The organism is Streptomyces sp. NPDC033136 (genome assembly GCF_055578235.1).
On record NZ_JBVIPD010000016.1, the window covers coordinates 42,000 to 62,375 of the forward strand.

Below are 20,376 nucleotides of genomic sequence, written 5' to 3' on the forward strand. Positions count from 1 at the left end.
CGCGTGCGTTCCGGGCGTGGGCCCGGCGGCGTCTGCGTACGGCCGGGGGTGTCTTAGTGCTACCGGGGCGTGCGCCCGGCGCCCCGGCCCGCGTAGGGCACTAGGGACGCCGGGACGCTACCGCGCGCGTGCCCGGCGGGCCCGCCCGTCCCGCGCGCGCCCGCCCGCCCCCCGCGGTGCCCGCCCGCCCGTCCCGCGCGCGCCCGCCCGCCCCCCGCGGTGCCCGCCCGCCCGTCCCGCGCGCGCCCGCCCGTCCCCCGCGGTGCCCGCCCGCCTGTCCCCACCGCCCAAGGCTCACGCCGCGTGTCCGCCGTCCACCGGGAACTCCGCCCCGGTCACGTACGTCGCCCCGGCCAGGTAGGCCACCATCGACGCGACCTCGTCCGCCGTCCCGAACCGCCCCAGTGCCGTCATCGCCGCCTGCCCGGCCGCGTACGGCCCGTCCGCAGGGTTCATGCCGGTGTCGATCGGGCCGGGATGGACGAGGTTCGCCGTGATCCCGCGCCCGCCGAGCTCCCTGGCCAGGGCCTTGGTCAGCCCGATCAGCGCGGCCTTGCTCGTCGCGTAGAGCGTCCCGCCGGGCCCCGGCACCCGCTGGGCCATGCAGCTGCCGATCGTGATGATCCGCCCGCCCTCGGGCATCCGCGCGGCGGCCGCCTGGGACGCCAGGAAGACGGCGCGCACATTGACGGCGAGCACCCGCTCCACCTCCGCGAGCGACAGGCTCTCCAGTGGCCCGAGCACCCCCACCCCCGCGTTGTTCACCAGGACGTCGAGCCCGCCCAGCGCCTCGGCCGCCGCGTCCACGACACCGGCTGCCCCGGCGGCCTCCGCCGCGTCCGCGCGCAGTGCCACCGCCCGGCGACCCAGCGACTCCACCGCCCGTACGACGTCCTGCGCCGCCTCCTTGCCGTTCACATAGCCGACGGCGACGTCCGCGCCCTCCCGGGCCAGCCGCAGGGCCGTCGCCGCGCCGATGCCACGGCTCCCGCCGGTCACGAGAGCCACCTTGCCGTCCAGAGTTCCCTGAGAAGTCATGCGTCCATCCCAGCGGCCACGCGACCGGGACACTGGCGGTGAACGGACGTCGAACTCCCGGGCCGGTGCCGGCACGCGGGCGAGGCGCGCCGTCCGGCCCAGCGATGAGTTGCGGGCGCCGGCGGGGTCTGAACCGATGACACCAGGCCCCACCGAGACTCCGGAAGGAAGGCACCCGCCATGGGCAAGCTCGTCTCCACCCTCTTCGTCACCCTCGACGGCGTCTACCAGGCCCCCGGCGGCCCGCACGAGGACACCCGCGGGGGCTTCACGCACGGCGGCTGGAGCTTTCCGTACGCCGACGAGGACTTCGGCCGGTTCATCAACGAGGTCTTCGCCCGCCCGGGCGCCTTCCTGCTCGGACGCCGTACGTACGACATCTTCGCCACGTTCTGGCCGAAGGTGACCGATCCCGGCGACCCGGTCGCCTCCAAGCTCAACTCCCTGCCGAAGTACGTGACTTCCTCGACCCTGACGGACCCCGCGTGGGCCGGCGCGACCGTGCTGTCCGGGGACCTCGCCAAGGAGGTCACCGCGCTGAAGGAGCGCACCGACGGCGAGGTCCAGGTGCACGGCAGCGGTGCCCTCGTCGGGTCCCTGCTCGCGCTCGACCTCGTCGACACCCTCCACCTGCTGACCTTCCCGGTCGTGCTCGGTTCCGGGTTCCGGCTGTTCAGGGAGGGCGCCGTGCCGACCGCGTTCGAGCACGCCGGGGGGAGCGTCACCGGCGCGGGCGTCTCGATCCAGTCGTACGACCTGAAGGGCCGCCCGGAGTACGGCGAGTACGCCCTGCCGGAGAACGCGTAGCCGTCCCGCCCGGCGTCCTCCCCGGCCCTGGTGAGCAGCGCGTGAGGGTGCCGGTGGGCAGGTGAACTCCCGTGAACCCGGGGGCCTTCACGGGAAATTTCCCTGGCTTGTCATTGACATGTCACTCTCTGCCCTCCTCGTCGGCGGCACCGTCTCCGCCACCACGGCCGACGCGGCCCCCACCGCCGTCGGTGACATCTGCTACAGCGACCTGCCGTCCCAGGCCCACGACACGCTCGATCTGATCGAGCAGAGTGGCCCCTGCCCGTTCGAGCAGGACGGCACCGTCTTCCAGACGGTGAACGCCGGCCGGAAGTCCGCCCGGGGCCACTCAGGCGGACTTCCGGCCGGCGGCCGCCGCGAACAGGGCGACGCCCAGCACGAGCAGGGCGACGCTCGCGTAGACCTCGTAGCCGTCGAGGAACCCCAGTCGCTGCACGAGGCCCCAGTTCCAGTCGGTGAACGTGTGCACCAGGCCCGCCACGCCCTGCACCAGGGCGAGGAGGCCGAGTATCCGCAGTACCTCCGTCATGCCCTGAGCCTCGCCCCGCGGTCCCCCCACGCACATCGGCCGCGGGGCGGCCCTCCGCCGGCGGAAGTCCCGGGTCCGGTCGGGCCCGCCGCGCCGAAAGTCTGCGGCGCGGCGACTTTGGTCGACGATCGGGCCCGGGGGCGGGTCAACGGCGCCGCGGCTGCGTAGATTTGCCGCTCGTGAGGAGTGACGACGTGGAACAGGCCTCCCCGGTGCCCGTGGGGGAGACGCCCGCGCTGTTCACCGGGCGCAGATGGTTCATTCCGTCGGCCCTTCTGCACGAACTCGACCCCGGCGCCGCACCGGCCGGGCGGCGGCCCCGCCGCACCGCCCGTGACTGGGTCGTCGACTTCTCCTGCTTCGTGCTGGCCGTGGTGGTCGGCGCGACCGCCGTGGAGGCGCTCGCCGGCAACCCCCATGTCCCGCCCGGCCTGGCCGTCGTCGACCAGGTGATCGGCGCGCTCGCCTGCGGGGCGGTCTGGCTGCGCCGCCGCTGGCCGCTGGGGCTGGCCGTGGCGATGACCCCCGTCACCTTCGTCTCGGAGACCGCGGGCGGCGCGGGCCTGATAGCGCTGTTCACCCTCGCCGTGCACCGCCCCTTCCGGTACGTGGCCTGGGTCGGCGGCATCAACGCGGCGCTCGTCCCGCTCTACTACTGGCTGCGTCCCGACGCGGACCTCCCCTACCTGGTGGCCGTGCTCTTCGTCGTGGTGCTCACCCTGGCGATCGTCGGCTGGGGCATGTTCGTGCGGGCCAAGCGGCAGCTCATGGTGAGCCTCAGGGACCGCGCCCGGCGCGCCGAGACGGAGGCGCGACTGCGGGCCGAGCAGGCGCAGCGGCTCGCCCGCGAGGCCATCGCGCGGGAGATGCACGACGTGCTCGCCCACCGGCTGACGCTGCTGAGCGTGCACGCGGGCGCCCTGGAGTTCCGGCCCGACGCGCCCCCGGCGGAGACGGCGCGGGCGGCGGGTGTGATCCGGGAGAGCGCGCACGAGGCCCTGCAGGACCTGCGGGAGATCATCGGCGTGCTGCGGGCGGGCGAGCCCGACGACACCGGGCGGCCGCAGCCGACGCTCGGGGCGCTGGACACGCTGGTCGCCGAGTCCCGGGAAGCCGGTATGAAGGTCTCCCTCGGCCATCGGGTCGACGACCCCGCCGCCGTCCCGTCCTCCGTAGGCCGCACCGTCTACCGGATCGCCCAGGAGGCTCTGACCAACGCGCGCAAACACGCCCCCGGCACGGAGGTCACGGTGACCGTCAGCGGCGCGCCGGGCACCGGACTCACCGTCTCCGTGAGCAACCCGGCCCCCGAGGGCGAGGTGCCGCACGTACCCGGCTCCGGGCAGGGGCTGATCGGCCTGACCGAACGGGCGACCCTGGCGGGCGGCCGCCTGGAGCACGGCCACACCCCCGACGGCGGATTCGAGGTGCGGGCGTCGCTGCCGTGGGCGTGAGTGCGAGCACGCGGCCCTGCCCTCCCTGCTTGACCGGCCCGCCGGTAAGGGAGTTCACGGCCATCAGCCTGGGTGGCGGGCGGCCTGCCGCCCGGCCCGCCGACGGTCCAGGTGCTCGTCCTCCTCGGCGGCCCCGTCCCGGTGCCGGCGGTGGTCCGGTGGGAGGTCCACCGCCTGCGCACCCTGCGCGGAGTTGTGCTGCGCGCCTGACCGCCCGGCGTCAATCCCGCGTGGTAGGAGGGAGGTTGGCGCGGAGCCACGAATCCCCGCCCGCGCCCGCCGCCGGGCCCCGGCCGTGATTACGTATGGCCCATGACTGCGATCAGACTGCTCCTCGTCGACGACGATCCGCTGGTGCGGGCCGGGCTGTCCTTCATGATGGGCGGCGCCGACGACATCGAGATCGTCGGCGAGGCCGCCGACGGCGCCGAGGTGGAGGCCCTCGTCGACCGCACCCGCCCGGACGTCGTGCTCATGGACATCCGGATGCCGGCCGTCGACGGTCTCACGGCCACGGAGCGGCTGCGCGCCCGCGAGGACGCTCCGCAGGTGGTGGTGCTCACCACCTTCCACGCCGACGAGCAGGTGCTGCGGGCGCTGCGCGCGGGCGCCGCCGGTTTTGTCCTCAAGGACACCCCGCCGGCCGAGATCCTCGCGGCGGTGCGCAGGGTCGCGGCCGGCGACCCGGTCCTGTCGCCCACCGTCACCCGCCAGCTGATCCGGCACGCGGCCGGCACCGCCGCCGACACGCGCCGCACCCGCGCGCGGGAGCGCGTGATGGTCCTCAACGACCGCGAGCGCGAGGTGGCCGTCGCGGTCGGCCGGGGCCTGGCCAACGCCGAGATCGCCACCGGCCTCTTCATGAGCGTCGCCACCGTCAAGACGCACGTCTCGCGCATCCTGGCCAAGCTCGACCTCAACAACCGGGTGCAGATCGCGCTGCTCGCCCACGACGCGGGACTCCTTGAGGAGGAGCAGGAGGGAAGCTGACCGCCCGCCGCCACGGCTAACAGGTCGTTTCAGCATGATCTAGCGCGGAACCCCCGGTGTTCACACCCGGGAGGAAGCGCTTCATGGGCAACAAGCCCGGACACGAAGGTGTCGATTCGGGCGTTGAGGAACAGGTCCGCGCCTGCCCGATCGGCGGTCTGCCGGGCCGTAGCCAGCCGTGTTGCGAGCTCTGTCGGCGGTCGGGTGCCGTCCTCGAGGTTGACGCCGACGGCGCCCGCCGTGAGCACCCCGGCGACGGTCTCAGCAACGCCGGCGGCGTCCTTGCCGTATCCGCCCTCGATGTCAGCGGTGACTGGAACCGCGACGGCCGCGACGATTCGGCCGATCAGTTCCAGCGCCTGGTCCCGGGTAAGGATGCCGCCGTCTGACGAACCCAGTGACCAGGCGGCGCCGGCACTGGTCGTGGCGATCGCGGAGGCACCCGCGGCCTCGATGACGCGGGCGCTCGCAACGTCCCAGGCGTTGGCTAGTGTGAGAGGTTCTGTTGGGGCGTGCAGAGAGCGGAAGAGGCGGGCGTTGTCCGGCTGTGTGATGGTCATGCGCGCAGTCAACATCGACTGCTGCCCGCCTTCTGGCAAGAATCCGACTCAGACGTCGGCCTCACCCGCGGCATCTGGCGCACCGATATCCATGGCCCTGGCTCTGGGGTCAACCCCCGCAGGGCTTCCGGAGCCAACCACTAAGGACCCTAAACGGGGGAGACCCCGCCGGGGATCTCCGCGAGCCGCACCGGTCGGCGCTCCCGCCGCGACTGCTCGCACGCCTCGGCGACCCGCAGCGCCTGCAGGGCCTCGCGCCCGTCGCAGGGGTTGGCCCGCTCGCCCCGGACGACCTCGACGAACGCGTTCAGCTCCGCCTCGTAGGCGGGGCCGAAACGCTCCAGGAAGCCCGTCCAGGGCTTGTCCGCGGCCGGCGGCCCGGTCGGCTCGGTGGACGCGATCGGCGTACGGTCGTCCAGGCCCACCACGATCTGGTCGAGCTCCCCGGCGAGTTCCATGCGCACGTCGTAACCGGCCCCGTTCATCCGGGTCGCCGTGACCGTGGCGAGCGTGCCGTCGTCCAGGGTGAGCAGCGCGGCGCCGGTGTCGACGTCGCCCGCCTCGCGGAACATCGCGGGCCCGGCGTCGGACCCGGCCGCGTACACGTCCGCCACGTCCCGGTCCGTCACCCAGCGCAGCACGTCGAAGTCGTGGATGAGCGTGTCCCGGTACAGCCCGCCCGACGCCGGCAGCCACGCCGCGGGCGGCGGTGCCTGGTCGCTGGTCAGCGCCCGCACGGTGTGCAGCCGCCCCAGCCTGCCGGACCGCACGGCCTCGCGCGCACCCGTGTAGCCCGCGTCGAAGCGGCGCTGGAAGCCCATCTGGAGCACCGTCCCGGCCGTCTCCACCTCGGTGATCGCCGTCAGCGTCCCCGGCAGGTCCAGAGCGATGGGCTTCTCGCAGAACACCGGCAGGCCCGAGCGTGCTGCCCGACCGATCAGTTCGGCATGGGCCGACGTCGCCGTCGTGATCACCACCGCGTCGACCCCCCAGCGGAAGATCTCCTCCACGCCGGGCGCGGCCGTCTCACCCAGCCGGTGCGCCAGGTTCTGGGCCCGTGAGGCGTCCGCGTCCGTGAGGATCAGGGAGCCGACCTCGCGGTGTCTGCTGAGGGTGTTCGCGTGGATCGTTCCGATGCGGCCCGTACCGATGACGCCGATGCGCATGGAAACAAAGTGCGTGCACAGCCCGCCCCTGTCAATCGGAATGTCCGGACAATCTGACTACACGACTTCCCGTCAACAGCGCACGGAGCTACGCTCGGCCCGTGCCGAAACCAGAAGTGGACCCGACCGTGCAGCTCGAGCTGAGCGTGGACCGCAGCTCTCCCGTGCCCTTGTACTTCCAGCTGTCCCAGCAGCTGGAGGCCGCGATCGAGCACGGCACGCTGACCCCCGGCAGCCTGCTGGGCAACGAGATCGAACTCGCCGCCCGGCTCGGCCTGTCCCGGCCGACCGTCCGCCAGGCCATCCAGTCGCTCGTCGACAAGGGCCTCCTCGTCCGCCGCCGCGGCGTGGGCACCCAGGTCGTGCACAGCCAGGTCAAACGCCCCCTGGAGCTCAGCAGCCTCTACGACGACCTGGAGGCGGCGGGCCAGCGCCCGGCCACCAAGGTCCTCGTCAACACCATCGTGCCGGCCTCCGCCGAGGTCGCCGCCGCACTGGGCGTCGCCGAGGACAGCGACGTCCACCGCGTCGAACGCCTCCGCCTCGCCCACGGCGAGCCCATGGCCTATCTCTGCAACTTCATGCCCCCCGGCCTCATCGACCTCGACACCGGGCAGCTGGAGACCACCGGCCTCTACCGTTTGATGCGAGCGGCGGGCATCACCCTGCACAGCGCCCGCCAGTCGATCGGCGCCCGCGCGGCGACGGCAGCGGAGGCGGAACGGCTGGCGGAGGAGGCAGGGGCCCCGCTGCTCACCATGCAGCGGGTCACCTTCGACGACACGGGCCGCGCGGTCGAGTACGGCACGCACACGTACCGCCCGACGCGCTATTCGTTCGAGTTCCAGCTTCTCGTGAGGACGTGAGGGGGACGCGTTTCCTGGGGCGCGGGGCTGGGCCGATGTGCGGCTCCGCCGCGTGGGCGCGCTCAGCCCCGTCCACCCGCACCCGGCCATGACCCGCACCACCCCGCCCCCGCCCCGCTCCTCGCCCACCCCTGCCGTGAGGCAGAATCGGGCGCGATGAGCACCTACCGCGACTTCACCGCCCCCATCGGTTCCCGCCGTGCCACCGTGCTCCGCACGGTCGGCACCCGGGAGCGCCGTTCGCACCTGACGGCCCCCCGCGTGCCCACGGTCGGCATCGACATCGGCGGTACGAAGGTGATGGCGGGCGTCGTCGACGCCGACGGCAATATCCTGGAGAAGCTCCGCACGGAGACCCCTGACAAGTCCAAGAGCCCGAAGGTCGTCGAGGACACGATCGCCGAGCTGGTCCTGGACCTCTCCGACCGGCACGACGTGCACGCCGTCGGCATCGGCGCGGCCGGCTGGGTCGACGCCGACCGCAACCGCGTGCTGTTCGCCCCCCACCTGTCCTGGCGCAACGAACCGCTCCGCGACCGCCTCGCCAGCCGCCTGTCGGTCCCGGTCCTGGTCGACAACGACGCCAACACCGCAGCCTGGGCGGAATGGCGCTTCGGCGCAGGTAGCGGCGAGGACCACCTCGTCATGATCACGCTGGGCACCGGCATCGGCGGCGCGATCCTGGAGGACGGCCAGGTCAAACGCGGCAAGTACGGCGTCGCCGGCGAGTTCGGCCACATGCAGGTCGTGCCCGGCGGCCACCGCTGCCCGTGCGGCAACCGCGGCTGCTGGGAGCAGTACAGCTCCGGGAACGCCCTGGTCCGCGAGGCGCGCGAGCTGGCCGCCGCCGACTCGCCGGTGGCGTACGGGATCATCGAGCACGTCAAGGGCAACATCGGCGACATCACCGGCCCGATGATCACCGAGCTGGCCCGCGAGGGCGACGCCATGTGCATCGAGCTGCTCCAGGACATCGGCCAGTGGCTCGGGGTCGGCATCGCCAACCTCGCGGCCGCCCTCGACCCGTCCTGCTTCGTGATCGGCGGCGGTGTCTCGGCCGCCGACGACCTGCTGATCGGCCCCGCCCGGGACGCCTTCAGACGGCACCTCACCGGCCGCGGCTACCGCCCCGAGGCCCGCATCGTCCGGGCCCAGCTCGGCCCCGAGGCCGGCATGGTCGGCGCCGCCGACCTCGCCCGGCTGGTCGCCCGCCGCTTCCGCCGCGCCAAGCGCCGCCGCGTGGAGCGGTACGAGCGCTACGAGCGGTACACACAGTCGCTCCGCAGCACCCAGGAGACGCTGTGACCGCCTCCCTGCCCCACCAGGGACCCTGGCCCGACGAACCGGACCGCCCGGTCGAGGACCGCCGCCACATGATCCGCCGCAGGGCGCTCACCCTGCTGATCATCGTGCTGCTCATCGGCATCCCGGCCGGCTACCTGGTGATCTCCGCGAACCAGAGCCGCGACAGCGGCAGGGACAAGGAAGCGAAGTACTCGGCGACCGGCCTGACCGAGGGCTGGCCCTCCAAGCTCCAGCGCCGCATCTACCAGGTGCCCATCCCGCACCCGGCCTGGCACGTGGCGTACTACGAGACCAACAACTGGAAGACCAGCCGCCTGTACGCCCAGTTCGAGACCAACGCGGCTGGACTGGACGCCTACCTGACGGGCCTGGGCATGACCCGGGACGATCTGGAGAAGGACCACATCACCATCAGCGCCCGTGCGCGCAAGGTCACCGGCTGGAAGTTCCCCGAGGGCGACGTCTGGTACGGCTTCGTCCACCGGCAGAAGAAGCCGGCCCCCACGCACGACGTGGTCGTCGACCTGTCCAACCCGGCGTACCCCTGGGTGTACGCCGTGTCCCAGACCGTGCCCTGATCCCGTCGCCGGGGCCGTTTGTCAGACCCCGCCCGTAGAGTCGGAGACATCTGATCCGGCAGGCGGGCGGGAGGTGACAGGACGTATGGGCGACACGGCTGCGGCGGCCGGGCGGGCGGGGGACGCGGCGGTCCCGGTCCGGCTCCCCGCCGTCTTCCTGCCCGCACCCCTCCCGCGCGACGGGCGCATCGCCTTCTGGGACCCCGACAGCGAGCCCCTGCCCGCCGAGGGCATCAAGGAAGCCGAGGACATCGAGGACACCGAGCTGACCGTCGTACGACGGCACGGCGCGGGAGTCCGGCGGCGGACCACCCCTGCGCTGTCCCTCCCGCTGGACGCGGCCCTGCCGCTCCTGGTGCGGGCCCGGCAGGACCCGGCGGCCCACCCCGCCACCGCCTGCTGGGGCGCGGCGGCCCTGCACGCCCTGCGGCTGACCGCACGCGGCCGGCTGCTGCCCGGCCTGACCGCCACGGGGCACGACGCCTGGCGCGCCGGCCCTCTCGACCCGGACGACATCGCACACCTGCGCGCGGTGGCCGCCGCCCTGCCGTACGAGGGGCACGCCGTACCGCTGCCCGGCCCCGGCCCGCTCCGCCTGCCCGAGCCGGAAGCGCTCGTGCGCGCCTTCCTGGACGCGGTCGCCGACACCCTGCCCCGCACCCCAGCCGCTCCCCACACCTCCGGCCGGCCCTTCGCGGCCCGCGGAGCCCACTATCTGCCCGCGGCCCACGACTGGGCCGCCGAGGTCGCCGCCGGCATGGACGCCGGCGTGCGGATCTCGCTCCGCCTGGACCTGTCGGCGTACGACCTCTTCGACGACGCCTCCGACGGCGGCGCCCGCGGTGCCGGCGCGGCGGTCGTCCAGGTGCACAGCCTCGCCGACCCCACCCTCGTGGCCGACGCGGCGGCCCTGTGGGCGGGTGAGGCCGACGACGCCTTCGGCCCCCGCGCGCGGGTGGACGCCGCCCTCGCCGTCCGCCGGGCGGCCCGGATCTGGCCCCCGCTCGACCGGCTCTCCGACCAGGACGTGCCCGACGTGCTGGCACTGACCGAGGACGAGCTGAGCGACCTGCTCGGGGTCGCGGCCACCCGGCTCGCCGCGGCCGGGGTCGCCGTGCACTGGCCGAGGGACCTCGCGCAGGACCTGTCCGCCACGGCGGTGGTCCGCCCGGCCCCCGGCGCGGCGACCGACGGCACCGGCTTCTTCGAGAGCGAGGACCTGCTCGGCTTCCGCTGGCAGCTGGCCATCGGCGGCGACCCGCTCACCGACTCCGAGATGGACGCTCTCGCCGAGGCCCACCGCCCGGTCGTCCGGCTGCGCGACCAGTGGGTGCTCGTCGACCCGGCCCTCGTCCGCAAGGCCCGCAAGAGGGACCTGGGCCTGCTCGACCCGGTCGACGCGCTGTCCGTCGCCCTCACCGGGACCGCCGAGGTGGACGGTGAGACGGTCGAGGCCGTACCCGTCGGAGCCCTGGCGACCCTGCGCGACCGCCTGACCGCCGGGATCCGCCCGGCCGAGCCGCCCCCCGGCCTGCACGCCACCCTCCGCGACTACCAGCTCCGCGGCCTGGCCTGGCTCGACCTGATGACCTCCCTCGGCCTCGGCGGCTGCCTCGCCGACGACATGGGCCTCGGCAAGACCGTCACACTCATCGCCCTGCACCTGAAGCGGGCCCGCCGCGAGCCGACCCTGGTCGTCTGCCCGGCCTCGCTGCTCGGCAACTGGCAGCGGGAGATCAACCGCTTCGCCCCCGGCGTCCCGGTCCGCCGCTTCCACGGCCCCGACCGCAGCCTGGCCGGCCTGGACGGCGGTTTCGTCCTCACCACGTACGGCACCATGCGCTCGGTGGCCCCCGCCCTGGCCGAGCAGGCCTGGGGCATGGTCGTCGCCGACGAGGCACAGCACGTCAAGAACCCCTACTCGGCCACCGCCAAGGCGCTGCGCACCCTCGCGTCCCCCGCGCGCGTGGCCCTCACCGGCACGCCTGTCGAGAACAACCTCTCGGAACTCTGGGCGCTCCTCGACTGGACGACCCCGGGCCTCCTCGGCCCGCTCAAATCCTTCCGCGCCCGGCACGCGCGCGCCGTGGAGAACGGCGAGGACGAGGAGGCCGTGGCGCGCCTCGCCCGCCTGGTCCGGCCCTTCCTGCTGCGCCGCAGGAAGTCCGACCCGGGCATCGTCCCCGAACTGCCGCCCAAGACGGAGACCGACCACCCGGTCCCGCTCACCCGCGAACAGGCCGCCCTGTACGAGGCGGTGGTCCGCGAGTCGATGCTCGCCATCGAGACCTCCCAGGGCATGGCCCGGCGGGGCCTGGTGCTGAAGCTGCTGACTTCGCTCAAGCAGATCTGCGACCACCCGGCGCTGTACCTGAAGGAGGAGCACGCCCGGGCCGGCGACCGGCTCGCCGCCCGCTCCGGCAAACTCGCCCTGCTGGACGAGCTGCTGGACACCCTGCTGGCCGAGGACGGCTCCGCTCTCGTCTTCACCCAGTACGTCGGGATGGCCCGCCTGATCACCTCCCACCTGGCCGGCCGCGCAGTCCCGGTCGACCTCCTCCACGGCGGCACGGCGGTCCCGGAGCGGGAGCGCATGGTGGACCGCTTCCAGGCCGGGTCGACCCCCGTCCTGGTGCTGTCGCTCAAGGCGGCGGGCACCGGCCTGAACCTCACCCGCGCGGGGCACGTCGTCCACTTCGACCGCTGGTGGAACCCGGCCGTCGAGGAGCAGGCCACCGACCGCGCCTACCGCATCGGCCAGACCCAGCCCGTCCAGGTCCACCGTCTGATCACCGAGGGCACGGTCGAGGACCGCATCGCCGAGATGCTCCACGCCAAGCGGGCCCTGGCCGACGCGATCCTCGGCTCGGGCGAGTCGTCCCTCACGGAACTGACGGACCGCGAGCTGTCGGACCTGGTCTCCCTGCGGAGGTCGTCATGACGCCTCGTCCGCGCCTCCTGCCGTCCCCGCGGAGGTCGTCATGAGCGACCGTCCGGCCGACGAGGCCCGCCGGGCCCTGCGGGCCGCCAGGGAGCGGACGGCCCAGGAGCCGGGCACGGCACCGGCGGCCCGTCCGGCGGCAGTTCCGGGTGAGGCATCCGCCGTCCCGGGCGAGGCGTCCACCGGCCAGGAGACCCCCCGGCCCGCGGACGTGGCCCGCGAGGCACTGCGCAGGGCGGTGTCCGAGCACCGGGGGAGCGGACGGGGTGGCGAGGACCGGGCGCGTGAGGAGGGCGCGGGTGAGGATGCCGGTGCGCCCGAGGACACCCCGGCGGTCGGAGCACCGTCGGAGCCGGAAGTGTCCGCCGACCCCGAGGAGAGCCCGCCGGGGCCCGCCTCGGCCGGCGCACCCACCGGAGCGGAAGAGGACGAGCGGACTTCGACCGCTCGCGGCGGCGGCGCCACCGACCGGCCCGGCCCGCGTGCTGCGGACGTCGCGCGCGACGCGCTGCGCGCGGCGCGGGACGACGCGCGGCGGGCGAGGGAAGAGACCGAGAGGGAAGGTGCCCGGCGAAGGCGCCGGGCACGGCAGAGCGCGGTGGACGACAGGGCGGCGGCTGCGCGGCGAGCGCGCGAACACGCCGCCGGCGAGGGAGCGCGTGATGTACGGGAGTTGCTGTCCGACGCGTTCCGTATGCCGGGCCTTGCGGACGAGCCGGGTGAGCCAGGTGAGCTGGGTGAGCCGGACACGACGCCTGACGACCCCGACAACCCCGACGAGACGACCGGACAGGAGAACCTCCCCTCAGCCCCTGGCCGGGCCTCAGCCCATACCCCCGACATCAGCCACCAAGCGGCCCCGGCCCCGAGCCCGGCCCCGGCCTACGCCCCCAGGACCAGTCACCCGGAGACCTCCACCCCCACCCTCGAGACCACCGGCCCCGCCCCTGGCCCCACCCCCGCTCCCTCCCGTGCCACCCCTCGCTCCATGGCCGCCCCCAACCGGGACAATGACCTGCGCCGCACCTTCCCGCCCTTTCCGCACCGGGAGGGCGAGACCTTCGCCGAGAGCTGGTGGGGGAACGCCTGGGTCGCCGCGCTGGAGCAGGGCGCGCTGGATGCCGAGCGGCTGGAGCGCGGGCGGGGATACGCCGGGCGGGGGCACGTCGACGCCATCACGGTGACGCCCGGTCTCGTCCTGGCGTACGTGCACGGCAGCCGTCCGCGCCCGTACCGCGTGCAGGTGCGGCTGCGCACCCTCGGCGACACCGACTGGGACCGGTTCCTGGAGGCCGCCGCCGACCGGCCCGGGCACATCGCCGCGCTCCTCGACAAGGAGATGCCGCAGTCATTGGCGGACTGCGGTGTCGCCCTGCTGCCCGGCCCCGGCGACCTGGAGCCGCGGTGCAGCTGCCCCGACCGCGGCCACCCCTGCAAGCACGCCGCCGCCCTCTGCTACCAGACCGCCCGGCTGCTCGACGCCGACCCCTTCGTGCTGCTCCTGCTGCGCGGCCGGGGTGAGCGCGAGCTGCTCGACGCGCTCTCCCGGCTGAGCGCCACCCGCGCGGCGCGCGCCGCCCAGGACCGGCAACCGGCGCCCGCGCCCGGCGTGCGGGCCGCCGAGGTCCTCGCGACACGCGCCCTCCCGCCGCTCCCCGCACCCCTGCCCCCGCCCCCGCACCCCGAGCAGCCCCCGGCCTACCCGGCGTCCCCAGGCGGCCCGGACCCCTTCGCGCTGGACCAGCTGGCCACGGACGCCGCAGCCCGGGCCCACGCCCTGCTCACCACCGGCCGCGACCCGGTCGGGCAGCTGACTTTCTGGCAGGACGCGGTCCGTCTGGCCGCGGCCCGGCCCGGCTCGGGCCTCACGGCGGGCAGCCGGGCGCTCTACTCCTCGCTCGCCTCCGCCGCCGGCCGCAGCCCGTCCGACCTGGCCCGCGCGGTCGCCGCGTGGCGCCAGGGCGGGCTGGAGGGCCTCGCCGTACTGGAGGAGCCGTGGGACCCGCCGGCCGGCCGGTTCGACCGGGCCCGCCCGCTGCTCCTCGCCGCCGATCTGCCCGCCTTCCGCCCCCGGCGCAACCACCTCACCCACCCGCACGGCCATGTCCAGCTCCGCCTCGGCCGCGACGGCCTGTGGTACGCCTACGAGTCCGAGCCGGGCCGCGACGACTGGTGGCCCAGAGGCACCCCCGACCTGGACCCGGTCGGCGCACTGACGGGCCTGGGCATGGCGAGCGACCTCTGACAGGCCGCCGCCCGACCCCGCGGTCAGCGCGGAGTGGTGAGTCGACTCCGGTCAATGTTCGTTGTGGCGGAGCGTCTCGATGACGGCGGCGCGGCGGCCGGGCACACGCATGTCGAGGTCGACCGAGCCGGTGCGGATGATCCAGAACCGGTCAGCGCGGCCCCCCTCCTCGAAGAGGCGGGTGCCCTGGGGGAACGACACCTCCCGGGCGCAGCGCATCAACCGCTGCTGGTGCTCGGCCGGGAGCGCCGGCAGCGTGCCGGCCGTGGCGGGAGCCTTCATGACGTACCTCCTGGACGGGCGTAGGAACCTGCCACGTCCAGCGTGTTGCCGAGTCTGCTGCCGGGCCATGGGCCACCCGGCCCCCGGACCGGGCCGCCCGGCGCCGTGTCCGGGCCGTTCGGCACCCTGTGCCGGGACGGGGCCCGGGGGTTCGATGGAGACGTGAGCCGGCCCGGCGGACGCGGAAGAGGGTGTGCCTGGTGGATACGTCACCGACTCCGGAGTTCTGGACGCTGGTCGCCGTCCTCCTGGGGACCTCCGCCGCGGTCGCCTTCGTGCTCAGCGCCGTGCTCGACGCGCTGGAGTTACGAGCACGGCTGCGCAGCAGCCGGCGCGCGCCGGTCCCCGTGCGGGCCGCGGCGACGCCCGGCTCGCCTGACCGGATCCTGGTCCGTCCCTGAGCGGGGGACGCCTTCCCACTGCCGTATGCCGCCCCCTGGAGGACCCACGTCATGCGCATCGTCATCGCTCTCGGCGGCAACGCCCTGCTGCACCGGGGCGAACGCCCCGACGCCGCCGTACAGCAGGCGAACATCGACCGGGTGACCACCGCCGTCGCCGCTCTCGCTCTCGACCACGAGATTGTGATCACGCACGGCAACGAGCCGCAGATCGGTCTGCTCGCCATGGAGAGCGCGGCCGACCCTGTCCTGACCGCGCCCTATCCGCTGGACCTGCTGGGTGCCCAGACCCAGGGACTGATCGGTTCGCTGCTGGTCCGGGCCCTGCACGACACGCTGCCCGGCCGCAAGATCACCGCGCTCGTCACCCACACCGTCGTACGGGCAGGCGACCCGGCGTTCGCACGCCCCGCCAAGCGCGTCGGCCCGGTGTACCCCGGGGACGTCGCCCGCACCCTCGCGCGACGGCACGGATGGCACATCGCCAAGGACGCCACCGGCTGGCGCCAAGTCGTCGCCTCACCCGCGCCCGAGGCGATCGTCGAGACCGAGACCATCCACGACCTGCTCACCTGCGGCGCACTGGTCATCTGTGCCGGCGGCGGAGGCGTCCCGGTCACGGCCGACCACGACACCGGCGCGCTGCACGGCGCGGACGCGGTCGTCGACAAGGACCTCACCGCCGCCCTGCTCGCCGAGGAACTCAAGGCCGACTTCCTGCTCATCCTCACCGACGTCCCGTGTGTCTATACCGGCTACGGCACCCACGAACCGCGGCCCGTCCTCGACGCCACCCCCGACGACCTGCGCCGCGCCGGCTACCCCGCCGACTCCATGGGCCCCAAGACGGAGGCCGCCGCCCGGTTCGTCGAACGCACCGGGGGCCTGGCCGCCATCGGCGCGCTGGACGCGGCGTACGAGATCGTCCACGGGAGGTCGGGAACCCTGGTGCGCCCTGGCCTGGTGTCCGGCTGACCTGCCGCCGCCCCGGCCACCAGGCTGGCCGTACGTCCCCGGACACCGCCGGGCCCTGACCGGGGAGGACGACGGACATGACCGTGCGCGTGGGCATCAACGGCTTCGGCCGCATCGGACGCACCTACCTGCGCCGCGTCACAACGCTCCCGCGGCCCTGACCACACGGACACCCTCGCGCATGGTGTCCCCGTCCGTCATGGCCGCGCCGGTGTACGGGTTCCGGGTGCTCGGCGGTGCCGCCGGGCAGAGACTGGAAATCGGCCGTCGGGTGCGGGCCGGATCGCCGTGGTGGCCGTGGTGGCCGTGGTGGCCGTGGTGGCCGTGGTGGCCGTGGTGCCGGCGGGTGGGCCGGGCCGCTGACGCGGTGCCTGGTGGGGCCCGCGTCAGGGCCGGGCATGACAGGAGGATTCCATGGCTTCGGGCGAAATCGACGAGAAGACGGTGACCCGGCTCGTGGCCGAGGCCACCGCGGCTCCGTCCATGCACAACGCGCAGCCCTGGCGTTTCCGGTACGTCGCCGACGAGCGTCTCCTGCTGCTGCGCGCCGACCTCGCACGGGCCATGCCCCGGTCCGATCCCGGCAACCGGGCGCTGCACATCGGCTGCGGGGCGGCACTGTTCAACCTGCGCGTCGCCGCCGCGCACGCGGACCTCGCCCCCGACGTCCGGCTGTTGCCCGAGCCACAGGACCCGCTGCTGTTCGCAGCCGTCCACCTGGCCGCCCCGGGCGAGCGGCGCTTGCGGGAGGACGACCTGGCGCGGCTGCACGAGGCGATCCGGCAGCGGCACACCAGCCGCCATCCCTTCGCGGAGAAGGACATCCCGGAGGACGTCCAGGTCGCCTTGCAGGATGCGGCGGCGCGCGAGTCGGCCGTCCTCCTCTTCCCCGGTGTCTGGCACGCCGAGACAGTGCTCGACCTGGTCCGCGATGCGGAGAGCCGCGACGCCATGGACCCCGGTGCCCGCGCGGACCTCATCCGCTGGACCCGGCTCGGTACGGAGGCGGACACCGCCGTCGACGGCGTCCCCGAGTACGCCTTCGGCCCGCGCAGGCGGGACGGCAAGGCTCCGGTACGGGACTTCGCCGGACGCCGGCCGGTGGCTGACCGCGGCAGCACCGCCTTCGAGCGCACCCCGCACCTGGCCCTGCTGAGCACCCCCGCTGACACCCCCGCCGACTGGCTGCGCGCGGGGCAGGCCCTGGAACGGGTTCTGCTGGAGGCCACCCTGGCCGAGCTGGCCACGTCCCTGACCTCTCATGCTTTGGAAGACCGCGAGCTGCGTCTGCTGGCCCGCGACCCGGGATGGGGCACCGGTCATGTGCAGATGGTGCTGCGCCTCGGCTACGGGCCCCGGGGCCCGGCCACTCCCCGCCGCTCGGTGAGAGACGTTCTCGACATCGTGTGACCGAGACCCCTGGTGCCCGGCCGGGCACGAGACCCCTGGTGCCCGGCCGGGCAGGAAGAGGCACCCGGCCGGGCATCGGTCATGCTGCGGAAGGGGTTCCGGGGCCGGACGGCTCCGGGGCGGGCGGCATGGTCAGCAGCATGACGCCGGGCTCGGTGGCGCGCACGGGGTGCGGCAGCCGTGCCGGGAGATGGATCCAGCTCCCGGGCTTCGCCTCGGTCTCCTCCTCGCCCAGGACCAGGTCGAGGGTCCAGCCGTCGAAGTCGAAGACCGGCAGCTCACCGTCCGGTACACCGGTGTCCGGCACGGTATGGCTGATGCTCGCCCTGGCCACGGTCGGTTCGCCGTGAACTTCTGGGCGTGGGCGCTGCTCAGTCCGCTCGGCCCACCGACCAGCACACCTAGGCGCCCGCCGGAGGCGTCGGGCCGTGTTCCGCGTCGTCGTCTCCGGCCGGCGGATCGCTCAGGAGCGATGCGCCGAACGCCTGCAAGCGCTCCACCGCTCGGCGGTCGGGCTCCGCCCGGCGGGCCAGCGCGTTGTGGATCTCCCGGTAGACGGACGCTTCCAGGCCGCATCGCCGGCAGTCCTCCAGGTGTGCCGCGACCCGGTGTGCGGTGACCTCGTCGGTCTCGCCGTCGAGGTAGGACTGCAGCACGCGCGCGACCCGCAGACAGTTCATTCGGCGCTCGGCCGGCGCACGCCGCCACCATGGACGCCTCTTCACATCACACCTCGCTTCGGTGCCAGTCCCGCCGTGGCCAGCCGCGCCCGTATCCGTTTGCGCGCCCGGTGCAGCCGGCTCATCACGGTGCCCTCGGGGACGTCCAGCAGGCGGGCGGCCTCCGCGTAGGTGAGTCCGTCGATGTCCACCAGCTGCACCACCTGGCGGTGCTTGTCCGGCAGCGCGCCCAGGGCTTCGTCCACCACCTCGTCGAACGCCTCACCCACCACGATCTCTTCCGCCGATCCGCTGGTGCCCGTGGTGCTGAGCCGGTCCAGATCGGTGTCCGGGTCGTCCAGGAGGTGGGGACGACGGCGGCGGTGGCGGTTGATCTCGGCCCGTCGCATGATCGTCAGCAGCCACGCGCGCGGATGTTTCCCGTCGAAGCGGTCCACGGCCCGGTAGGCGCGCAGCAGGGTGTCCTGCACGAGGTCCTCGGCATCCGCCGGCTGCGCGGTCAGCGTCATCGCCACCCGCAGCAGTACCTCCACCTCCGGCAGCACATAGGCGGCGAACGCCCGGCCCCGAGGGTCCGCGGGGTCAGGTGACGCTGTCACTTCGTCTTCCACACGGTGGAAACCCCTTCTTCCCGGAGCCGCATTCCTTCCTCTTCCTTGTTCTGTTCCGCCTTCGGCCATCCGCCTCCGCCTTTCGCTTTCCGGTCCCCGGTGCCGCCGTGGTCGGTGGCGAGGTGAGGCGCCACGCGGGGGCTGGAATACGGCGTGCGGCGCGACGGGTTTCCGACGCATGAGAGGGCAGCGCGTTCCCGGGCCTGGGCGAGTGTGGGCCGAGTGCCGGGAGAAGATACGGCATGTGCGGCTGCGGGGTGACGTGGAAGCGTATGCCGACGGGCAGCTCACGGGTGCGCACCGCATGCGGGTGGCCGCTCACGTCGCCCGCTGCTGGGGGTGCAGCGGCCGGCAGCAACTGCTGTGGCTGATCAAGGCGTCCCTCCGGCACCATCCCCAGCGGACGCCCCCCTCCCTCGCATCGGCCCGGGTACGGCGCTTCGCCCATCACCTCACCACGCCGCCGGGGCGGGACCGGCCCCGGCGTTGAAGGACACCTGTCCCACCCGAGCTCTGGCGGCCGGTGTGCCGGCCGGTCAGCAGCAGGCCGACGGGGCGCCCGTGCCCGGCGCGGCAGCCCCGTCCACGGGGTCGCAGGGGAACAGGCCGAAGTGGTGGTTCTTGTCTCCGGTGACGGTGAAGTGGGCCGCGTATCGGGTGGCGCCGAGCATGTCGGCGGTGTTGCCGCAGACGAGCACCGGCTTGCCGGTGTGGAAGCGGTGGTGGTCGTCGAGGTCGAAGGCGTGCGGGTGCTCGGCGATGGTGCCTTGGTAGACGGCGACCTGGCCGTAGTCCTCGCAGCGGTCCTCCAGCGGGAGCTTGAAGGCGCGGACGGTGCGGGAGGTGAAGGCGGCGAAGCCGATCTTCCGCTCGATGTCCGGGTCGCTGATCTCCACCGGGGAGGCGGTGACGGTGCGGGCGTCCGGGCATCCGCTGCGGTCGAGGACGCGGCGGAAGTCCTCGGTGTACAGGGCGCCGGCGAGGCATTCGCCGACGAGGACGGGGTCGTCGAAGAGGGCGGCGGGCAGGCGGCGGTCGGCGAAGATGTCGGAGAAGTACAGCTCGCCACCGGGCTTGAGGACGCGGAAGATCTCGGAGAAGACACGCGGCTTGTCCGGCGAGAGGTTCAGGACGCAGTTGGAGACCACCACGTCCACGGAGGCGTCCGGGATGCCGGCCGTGGTCAGGTCCTCGATGTAGCCGTGGCGGAAGTCGGTGTTGGCGTAGCCGAACCGTTCGGCGTGCCAGCTCTGATGGCGGCGCGCCACGGCCAGCTGTTCCTCGGTCATGTCGACGCCGGTCACCCGGCCGGTGGGGCCGACCAGCTGGGACAGCACGTAGACGTCCCGCCCGCTGCCGCAGCCCAGGTCGAGCACGGCGGCCCCCTCGAGCGCGGGCGGGACGGGCGAGCCGCAGCCGTAGAAGCGCTCCATGACCTCGTCGTGGACCTCGGCGAGAGCCGCGGGCGCGACGGGAACCCGCTGTGCGGCGGTCGTCATTCCCCGTCGACCGTGCCGACGTTCGCCGCCGGTGTC

At 74.0% G+C, this 20,376-nt stretch carries 20 protein-coding genes and 3 pseudogenes; 14 read left to right on the forward strand and 9 right to left on the reverse strand.

The features are described from left to right. Nucleotides 1-294 precede the first annotated feature (294 nt). The gene (locus ACZ5TL_RS26505) at nucleotides 295-1,038 is read right to left on the reverse strand and encodes an SDR family NAD(P)-dependent oxidoreductase (RefSeq protein WP_468592848.1); all 744 of its coding nucleotides are present in this window, start codon (nucleotides 1,036-1,038) and stop codon (nucleotides 295-297) included. A gap of 180 nt (nucleotides 1,039-1,218) precedes the next feature. Here ACZ5TL_RS26505 and ACZ5TL_RS26510 point away from each other — a divergent pair, with 180 nt between their 5' ends. Then, the gene (locus ACZ5TL_RS26510; protein ID WP_468592849.1) at nucleotides 1,219-1,845 is read left to right on the forward strand and encodes a dihydrofolate reductase family protein; all 627 of its coding nucleotides are present in this window, start codon (nucleotides 1,219-1,221) and stop codon (nucleotides 1,843-1,845) included. Between the two features lie 118 nt (nucleotides 1,846-1,963). Beyond that, nucleotides 1,964-2,140: pseudogene (locus tag ACZ5TL_RS26515) on the forward strand (ribonuclease); the annotation flags it as partial. A gap of 36 nt (nucleotides 2,141-2,176) precedes the next feature. Here the strand turns inward: ACZ5TL_RS26515 and ACZ5TL_RS26520 are convergent. Continuing rightward, complete coding sequence (locus ACZ5TL_RS26520; RefSeq protein WP_468592851.1) at nucleotides 2,177-2,377, reverse strand: hypothetical protein; 201 nt, start codon at nucleotides 2,375-2,377, stop codon at nucleotides 2,177-2,179. 194 nt (nucleotides 2,378-2,571) lie between these two features. On the opposite strand from ACZ5TL_RS26520, the gene ACZ5TL_RS26525 reads away from it, so the two are divergent. The 3 genes from ACZ5TL_RS26525 to ACZ5TL_RS26535 all read left to right on the forward strand — a co-directional run bounded on the left by ACZ5TL_RS26525 (nucleotide 2,572) and on the right by ACZ5TL_RS26535 (nucleotide 4,821). Next, nucleotides 2,572-3,831: a sensor histidine kinase gene (locus ACZ5TL_RS26525; protein WP_468592852.1), complete on the forward strand. Its 1,260-nt coding sequence runs from the start codon at nucleotides 2,572-2,574 to the stop codon at nucleotides 3,829-3,831. A gap of 72 nt (nucleotides 3,832-3,903) precedes the next feature. Continuing rightward, the gene (locus ACZ5TL_RS26530; RefSeq protein ID WP_468592853.1) at nucleotides 3,904-4,041 is read left to right on the forward strand and encodes a hypothetical protein; all 138 of its coding nucleotides are present in this window, start codon (nucleotides 3,904-3,906) and stop codon (nucleotides 4,039-4,041) included. A gap of 102 nt (nucleotides 4,042-4,143) precedes the next feature. Next, nucleotides 4,144-4,821 (forward strand): response regulator, encoded by a 678-nt coding sequence (locus tag ACZ5TL_RS26535; RefSeq protein ID WP_468592855.1) that lies wholly within the window; start codon nucleotides 4,144-4,146, stop codon nucleotides 4,819-4,821. A gap of 92 nt (nucleotides 4,822-4,913) precedes the next feature. On the opposite strand, the pseudogene ACZ5TL_RS26540 reads toward ACZ5TL_RS26535, so the two are convergent. Both ACZ5TL_RS26540 and ACZ5TL_RS26545 read right to left on the reverse strand, forming a co-directional pair. Beyond that, nucleotides 4,914-5,381, reverse strand: a pseudogene (locus tag ACZ5TL_RS26540) (isocitrate lyase/phosphoenolpyruvate mutase family protein); the annotation flags it as partial. A 149-nt stretch (nucleotides 5,382-5,530) separates the two neighbouring features. Beyond that, the gene (locus ACZ5TL_RS26545; RefSeq protein ID WP_468592856.1) at nucleotides 5,531-6,547 is read right to left on the reverse strand and encodes a Gfo/Idh/MocA family protein; all 1,017 of its coding nucleotides are present in this window, start codon (nucleotides 6,545-6,547) and stop codon (nucleotides 5,531-5,533) included. Between the two features lie 128 nt (nucleotides 6,548-6,675). Between ACZ5TL_RS26545 and ACZ5TL_RS26550 the strand changes: the two genes are divergently transcribed. The 5 genes from ACZ5TL_RS26550 to ACZ5TL_RS26570 all read left to right on the forward strand — a co-directional run bounded on the left by ACZ5TL_RS26550 (nucleotide 6,676) and on the right by ACZ5TL_RS26570 (nucleotide 14,482). Further along, the gene (locus tag ACZ5TL_RS26550) at nucleotides 6,676-7,413 is read left to right on the forward strand and encodes a GntR family transcriptional regulator (RefSeq protein WP_468593007.1); all 738 of its coding nucleotides are present in this window, start codon (nucleotides 6,676-6,678) and stop codon (nucleotides 7,411-7,413) included. Nucleotides 7,414-7,569: 156 nt separating this feature from the next. Further along, on the forward strand, nucleotides 7,570-8,718 hold the full coding sequence (locus ACZ5TL_RS26555) for an ROK family glucokinase (RefSeq protein WP_468592858.1): 1,149 nt from the start codon (nucleotides 7,570-7,572) through the stop codon (nucleotides 8,716-8,718). Next, a complete protein-coding gene (locus tag ACZ5TL_RS26560; RefSeq protein ID WP_468592860.1) occupies nucleotides 8,715-9,296 on the forward strand; it encodes a sugar kinase in 582 nt (193 codons plus the stop codon). Before ACZ5TL_RS26555 ends, ACZ5TL_RS26560 begins: the two co-directional genes overlap by 4 nt. A gap of 85 nt (nucleotides 9,297-9,381) precedes the next feature. Further along, the gene (locus ACZ5TL_RS26565; protein WP_468592862.1) at nucleotides 9,382-12,237 is read left to right on the forward strand and encodes a DEAD/DEAH box helicase; all 2,856 of its coding nucleotides are present in this window, start codon (nucleotides 9,382-9,384) and stop codon (nucleotides 12,235-12,237) included. Between the two features lie 40 nt (nucleotides 12,238-12,277). Next, complete coding sequence (locus ACZ5TL_RS26570) at nucleotides 12,278-14,482, forward strand: SWIM zinc finger family protein (RefSeq protein ID WP_468592863.1); 2,205 nt, start codon at nucleotides 12,278-12,280, stop codon at nucleotides 14,480-14,482. A gap of 57 nt (nucleotides 14,483-14,539) precedes the next feature. On the opposite strand, the pseudogene ACZ5TL_RS26575 reads toward ACZ5TL_RS26570, so the two are convergent. After that, nucleotides 14,540-14,764, reverse strand: a pseudogene (locus ACZ5TL_RS26575) (cyclic nucleotide-binding domain-containing protein); the annotation flags it as partial. Between the two features lie 200 nt (nucleotides 14,765-14,964). Here ACZ5TL_RS26575 and ACZ5TL_RS26580 point away from each other — a divergent pair. From ACZ5TL_RS26580 to ACZ5TL_RS26590, 3 genes are all read left to right on the forward strand, one after another. Then, nucleotides 14,965-15,165 (forward strand): hypothetical protein, encoded by a 201-nt coding sequence (locus ACZ5TL_RS26580; protein ID WP_468592864.1) that lies wholly within the window; start codon nucleotides 14,965-14,967, stop codon nucleotides 15,163-15,165. 51 nt (nucleotides 15,166-15,216) lie between these two features. Next, nucleotides 15,217-16,140, forward strand: coding sequence for a carbamate kinase (locus ACZ5TL_RS26585; protein ID WP_468592865.1), 924 nt, complete (start codon nucleotides 15,217-15,219; stop codon nucleotides 16,138-16,140). A gap of 414 nt (nucleotides 16,141-16,554) precedes the next feature. Beyond that, nucleotides 16,555-17,550 carry an Acg family FMN-binding oxidoreductase gene (locus tag ACZ5TL_RS26590; RefSeq protein ID WP_468592867.1) on the forward strand — a complete coding sequence of 332 codons (996 nt, stop codon included), beginning with the start codon at nucleotides 16,555-16,557 and terminating at the stop codon, nucleotides 17,548-17,550. A gap of 79 nt (nucleotides 17,551-17,629) precedes the next feature. On the opposite strand, the gene ACZ5TL_RS26595 is transcribed toward ACZ5TL_RS26590, so the two are convergent. From ACZ5TL_RS26595 to ACZ5TL_RS26605, 3 genes are all read right to left on the reverse strand, one after another. Beyond that, nucleotides 17,630-17,857 (reverse strand): cupin domain-containing protein, encoded by a 228-nt coding sequence (locus tag ACZ5TL_RS26595; protein ID WP_468592868.1) that lies wholly within the window; start codon nucleotides 17,855-17,857, stop codon nucleotides 17,630-17,632. A 94-nt stretch (nucleotides 17,858-17,951) separates the two neighbouring features. Next, entirely contained in the window at nucleotides 17,952-18,230 is a 279-nt protein-coding gene (locus ACZ5TL_RS26600) for an anti-sigma factor family protein (protein WP_468592869.1), read from the reverse strand. A gap of 41 nt (nucleotides 18,231-18,271) precedes the next feature. Further along, entirely contained in the window at nucleotides 18,272-18,829 is a 558-nt protein-coding gene (locus ACZ5TL_RS26605; protein ID WP_468592870.1) for an RNA polymerase sigma factor, read from the reverse strand. Between the two features lie 274 nt (nucleotides 18,830-19,103). Here ACZ5TL_RS26605 and ACZ5TL_RS26610 point away from each other — a divergent pair, with 274 nt between their 5' ends. Next, nucleotides 19,104-19,331, forward strand: coding sequence for a zf-HC2 domain-containing protein (locus ACZ5TL_RS26610; RefSeq protein ID WP_468592871.1), 228 nt, complete (start codon nucleotides 19,104-19,106; stop codon nucleotides 19,329-19,331). A 46-nt stretch (nucleotides 19,332-19,377) separates the two neighbouring features. Here the strand turns inward: ACZ5TL_RS26610 and ACZ5TL_RS26615 are convergent, their stop codons facing one another. After that, nucleotides 19,378-20,340 carry a methyltransferase domain-containing protein gene (locus tag ACZ5TL_RS26615; protein WP_468592872.1) on the reverse strand — a complete coding sequence of 321 codons (963 nt, stop codon included), beginning with the start codon at nucleotides 20,338-20,340 and terminating at the stop codon, nucleotides 19,378-19,380. Nucleotides 20,341-20,376 lie beyond the last annotated feature (36 nt).

Excerpts from the sequence above, each read along its gene's own strand:
- ACZ5TL_RS26505 (WP_468592848.1), bottom strand. The coding sequence starts at position 1,038 with ATGACTTCTCAGGGAACTCTGGACGGCAAGGTGGCTCTCGTGACCGGC.
- ACZ5TL_RS26510 (WP_468592849.1), top strand. The coding sequence starts at position 1,219 with ATGGGCAAGCTCGTCTCCACCCTCTTCGTCACCCTCGACGGCGTCTAC.
- ACZ5TL_RS26520 (WP_468592851.1), bottom strand. The coding sequence starts at position 2,377 with ATGACGGAGGTACTGCGGATACTCGGCCTCCTCGCCCTGGTGCAGGGC.
- ACZ5TL_RS26535 (WP_468592855.1), top strand. The coding sequence starts at position 4,144 with ATGACTGCGATCAGACTGCTCCTCGTCGACGACGATCCGCTGGTGCGG.
- ACZ5TL_RS26545 (WP_468592856.1), bottom strand. The coding sequence starts at position 6,547 with ATGCGCATCGGCGTCATCGGTACGGGCCGCATCGGAACGATCCACGCG.
- ACZ5TL_RS26555 (WP_468592858.1), top strand. The coding sequence starts at position 7,570 with ATGAGCACCTACCGCGACTTCACCGCCCCCATCGGTTCCCGCCGTGCC.
- ACZ5TL_RS26565 (WP_468592862.1), top strand. The coding sequence starts at position 9,382 with ATGGGCGACACGGCTGCGGCGGCCGGGCGGGCGGGGGACGCGGCGGTC.
- ACZ5TL_RS26570 (WP_468592863.1), top strand. The coding sequence starts at position 12,278 with ATGAGCGACCGTCCGGCCGACGAGGCCCGCCGGGCCCTGCGGGCCGCC.
- ACZ5TL_RS26585 (WP_468592865.1), top strand. The coding sequence starts at position 15,217 with ATGCGCATCGTCATCGCTCTCGGCGGCAACGCCCTGCTGCACCGGGGC.
- ACZ5TL_RS26590 (WP_468592867.1), top strand. The coding sequence starts at position 16,555 with ATGGCTTCGGGCGAAATCGACGAGAAGACGGTGACCCGGCTCGTGGCC.
- ACZ5TL_RS26600 (WP_468592869.1), bottom strand. The coding sequence starts at position 18,230 with ATGAACTGTCTGCGGGTCGCGCGCGTGCTGCAGTCCTACCTCGACGGC.
- ACZ5TL_RS26615 (WP_468592872.1), bottom strand. The coding sequence starts at position 20,340 with ATGACGACCGCCGCACAGCGGGTTCCCGTCGCGCCCGCGGCTCTCGCC.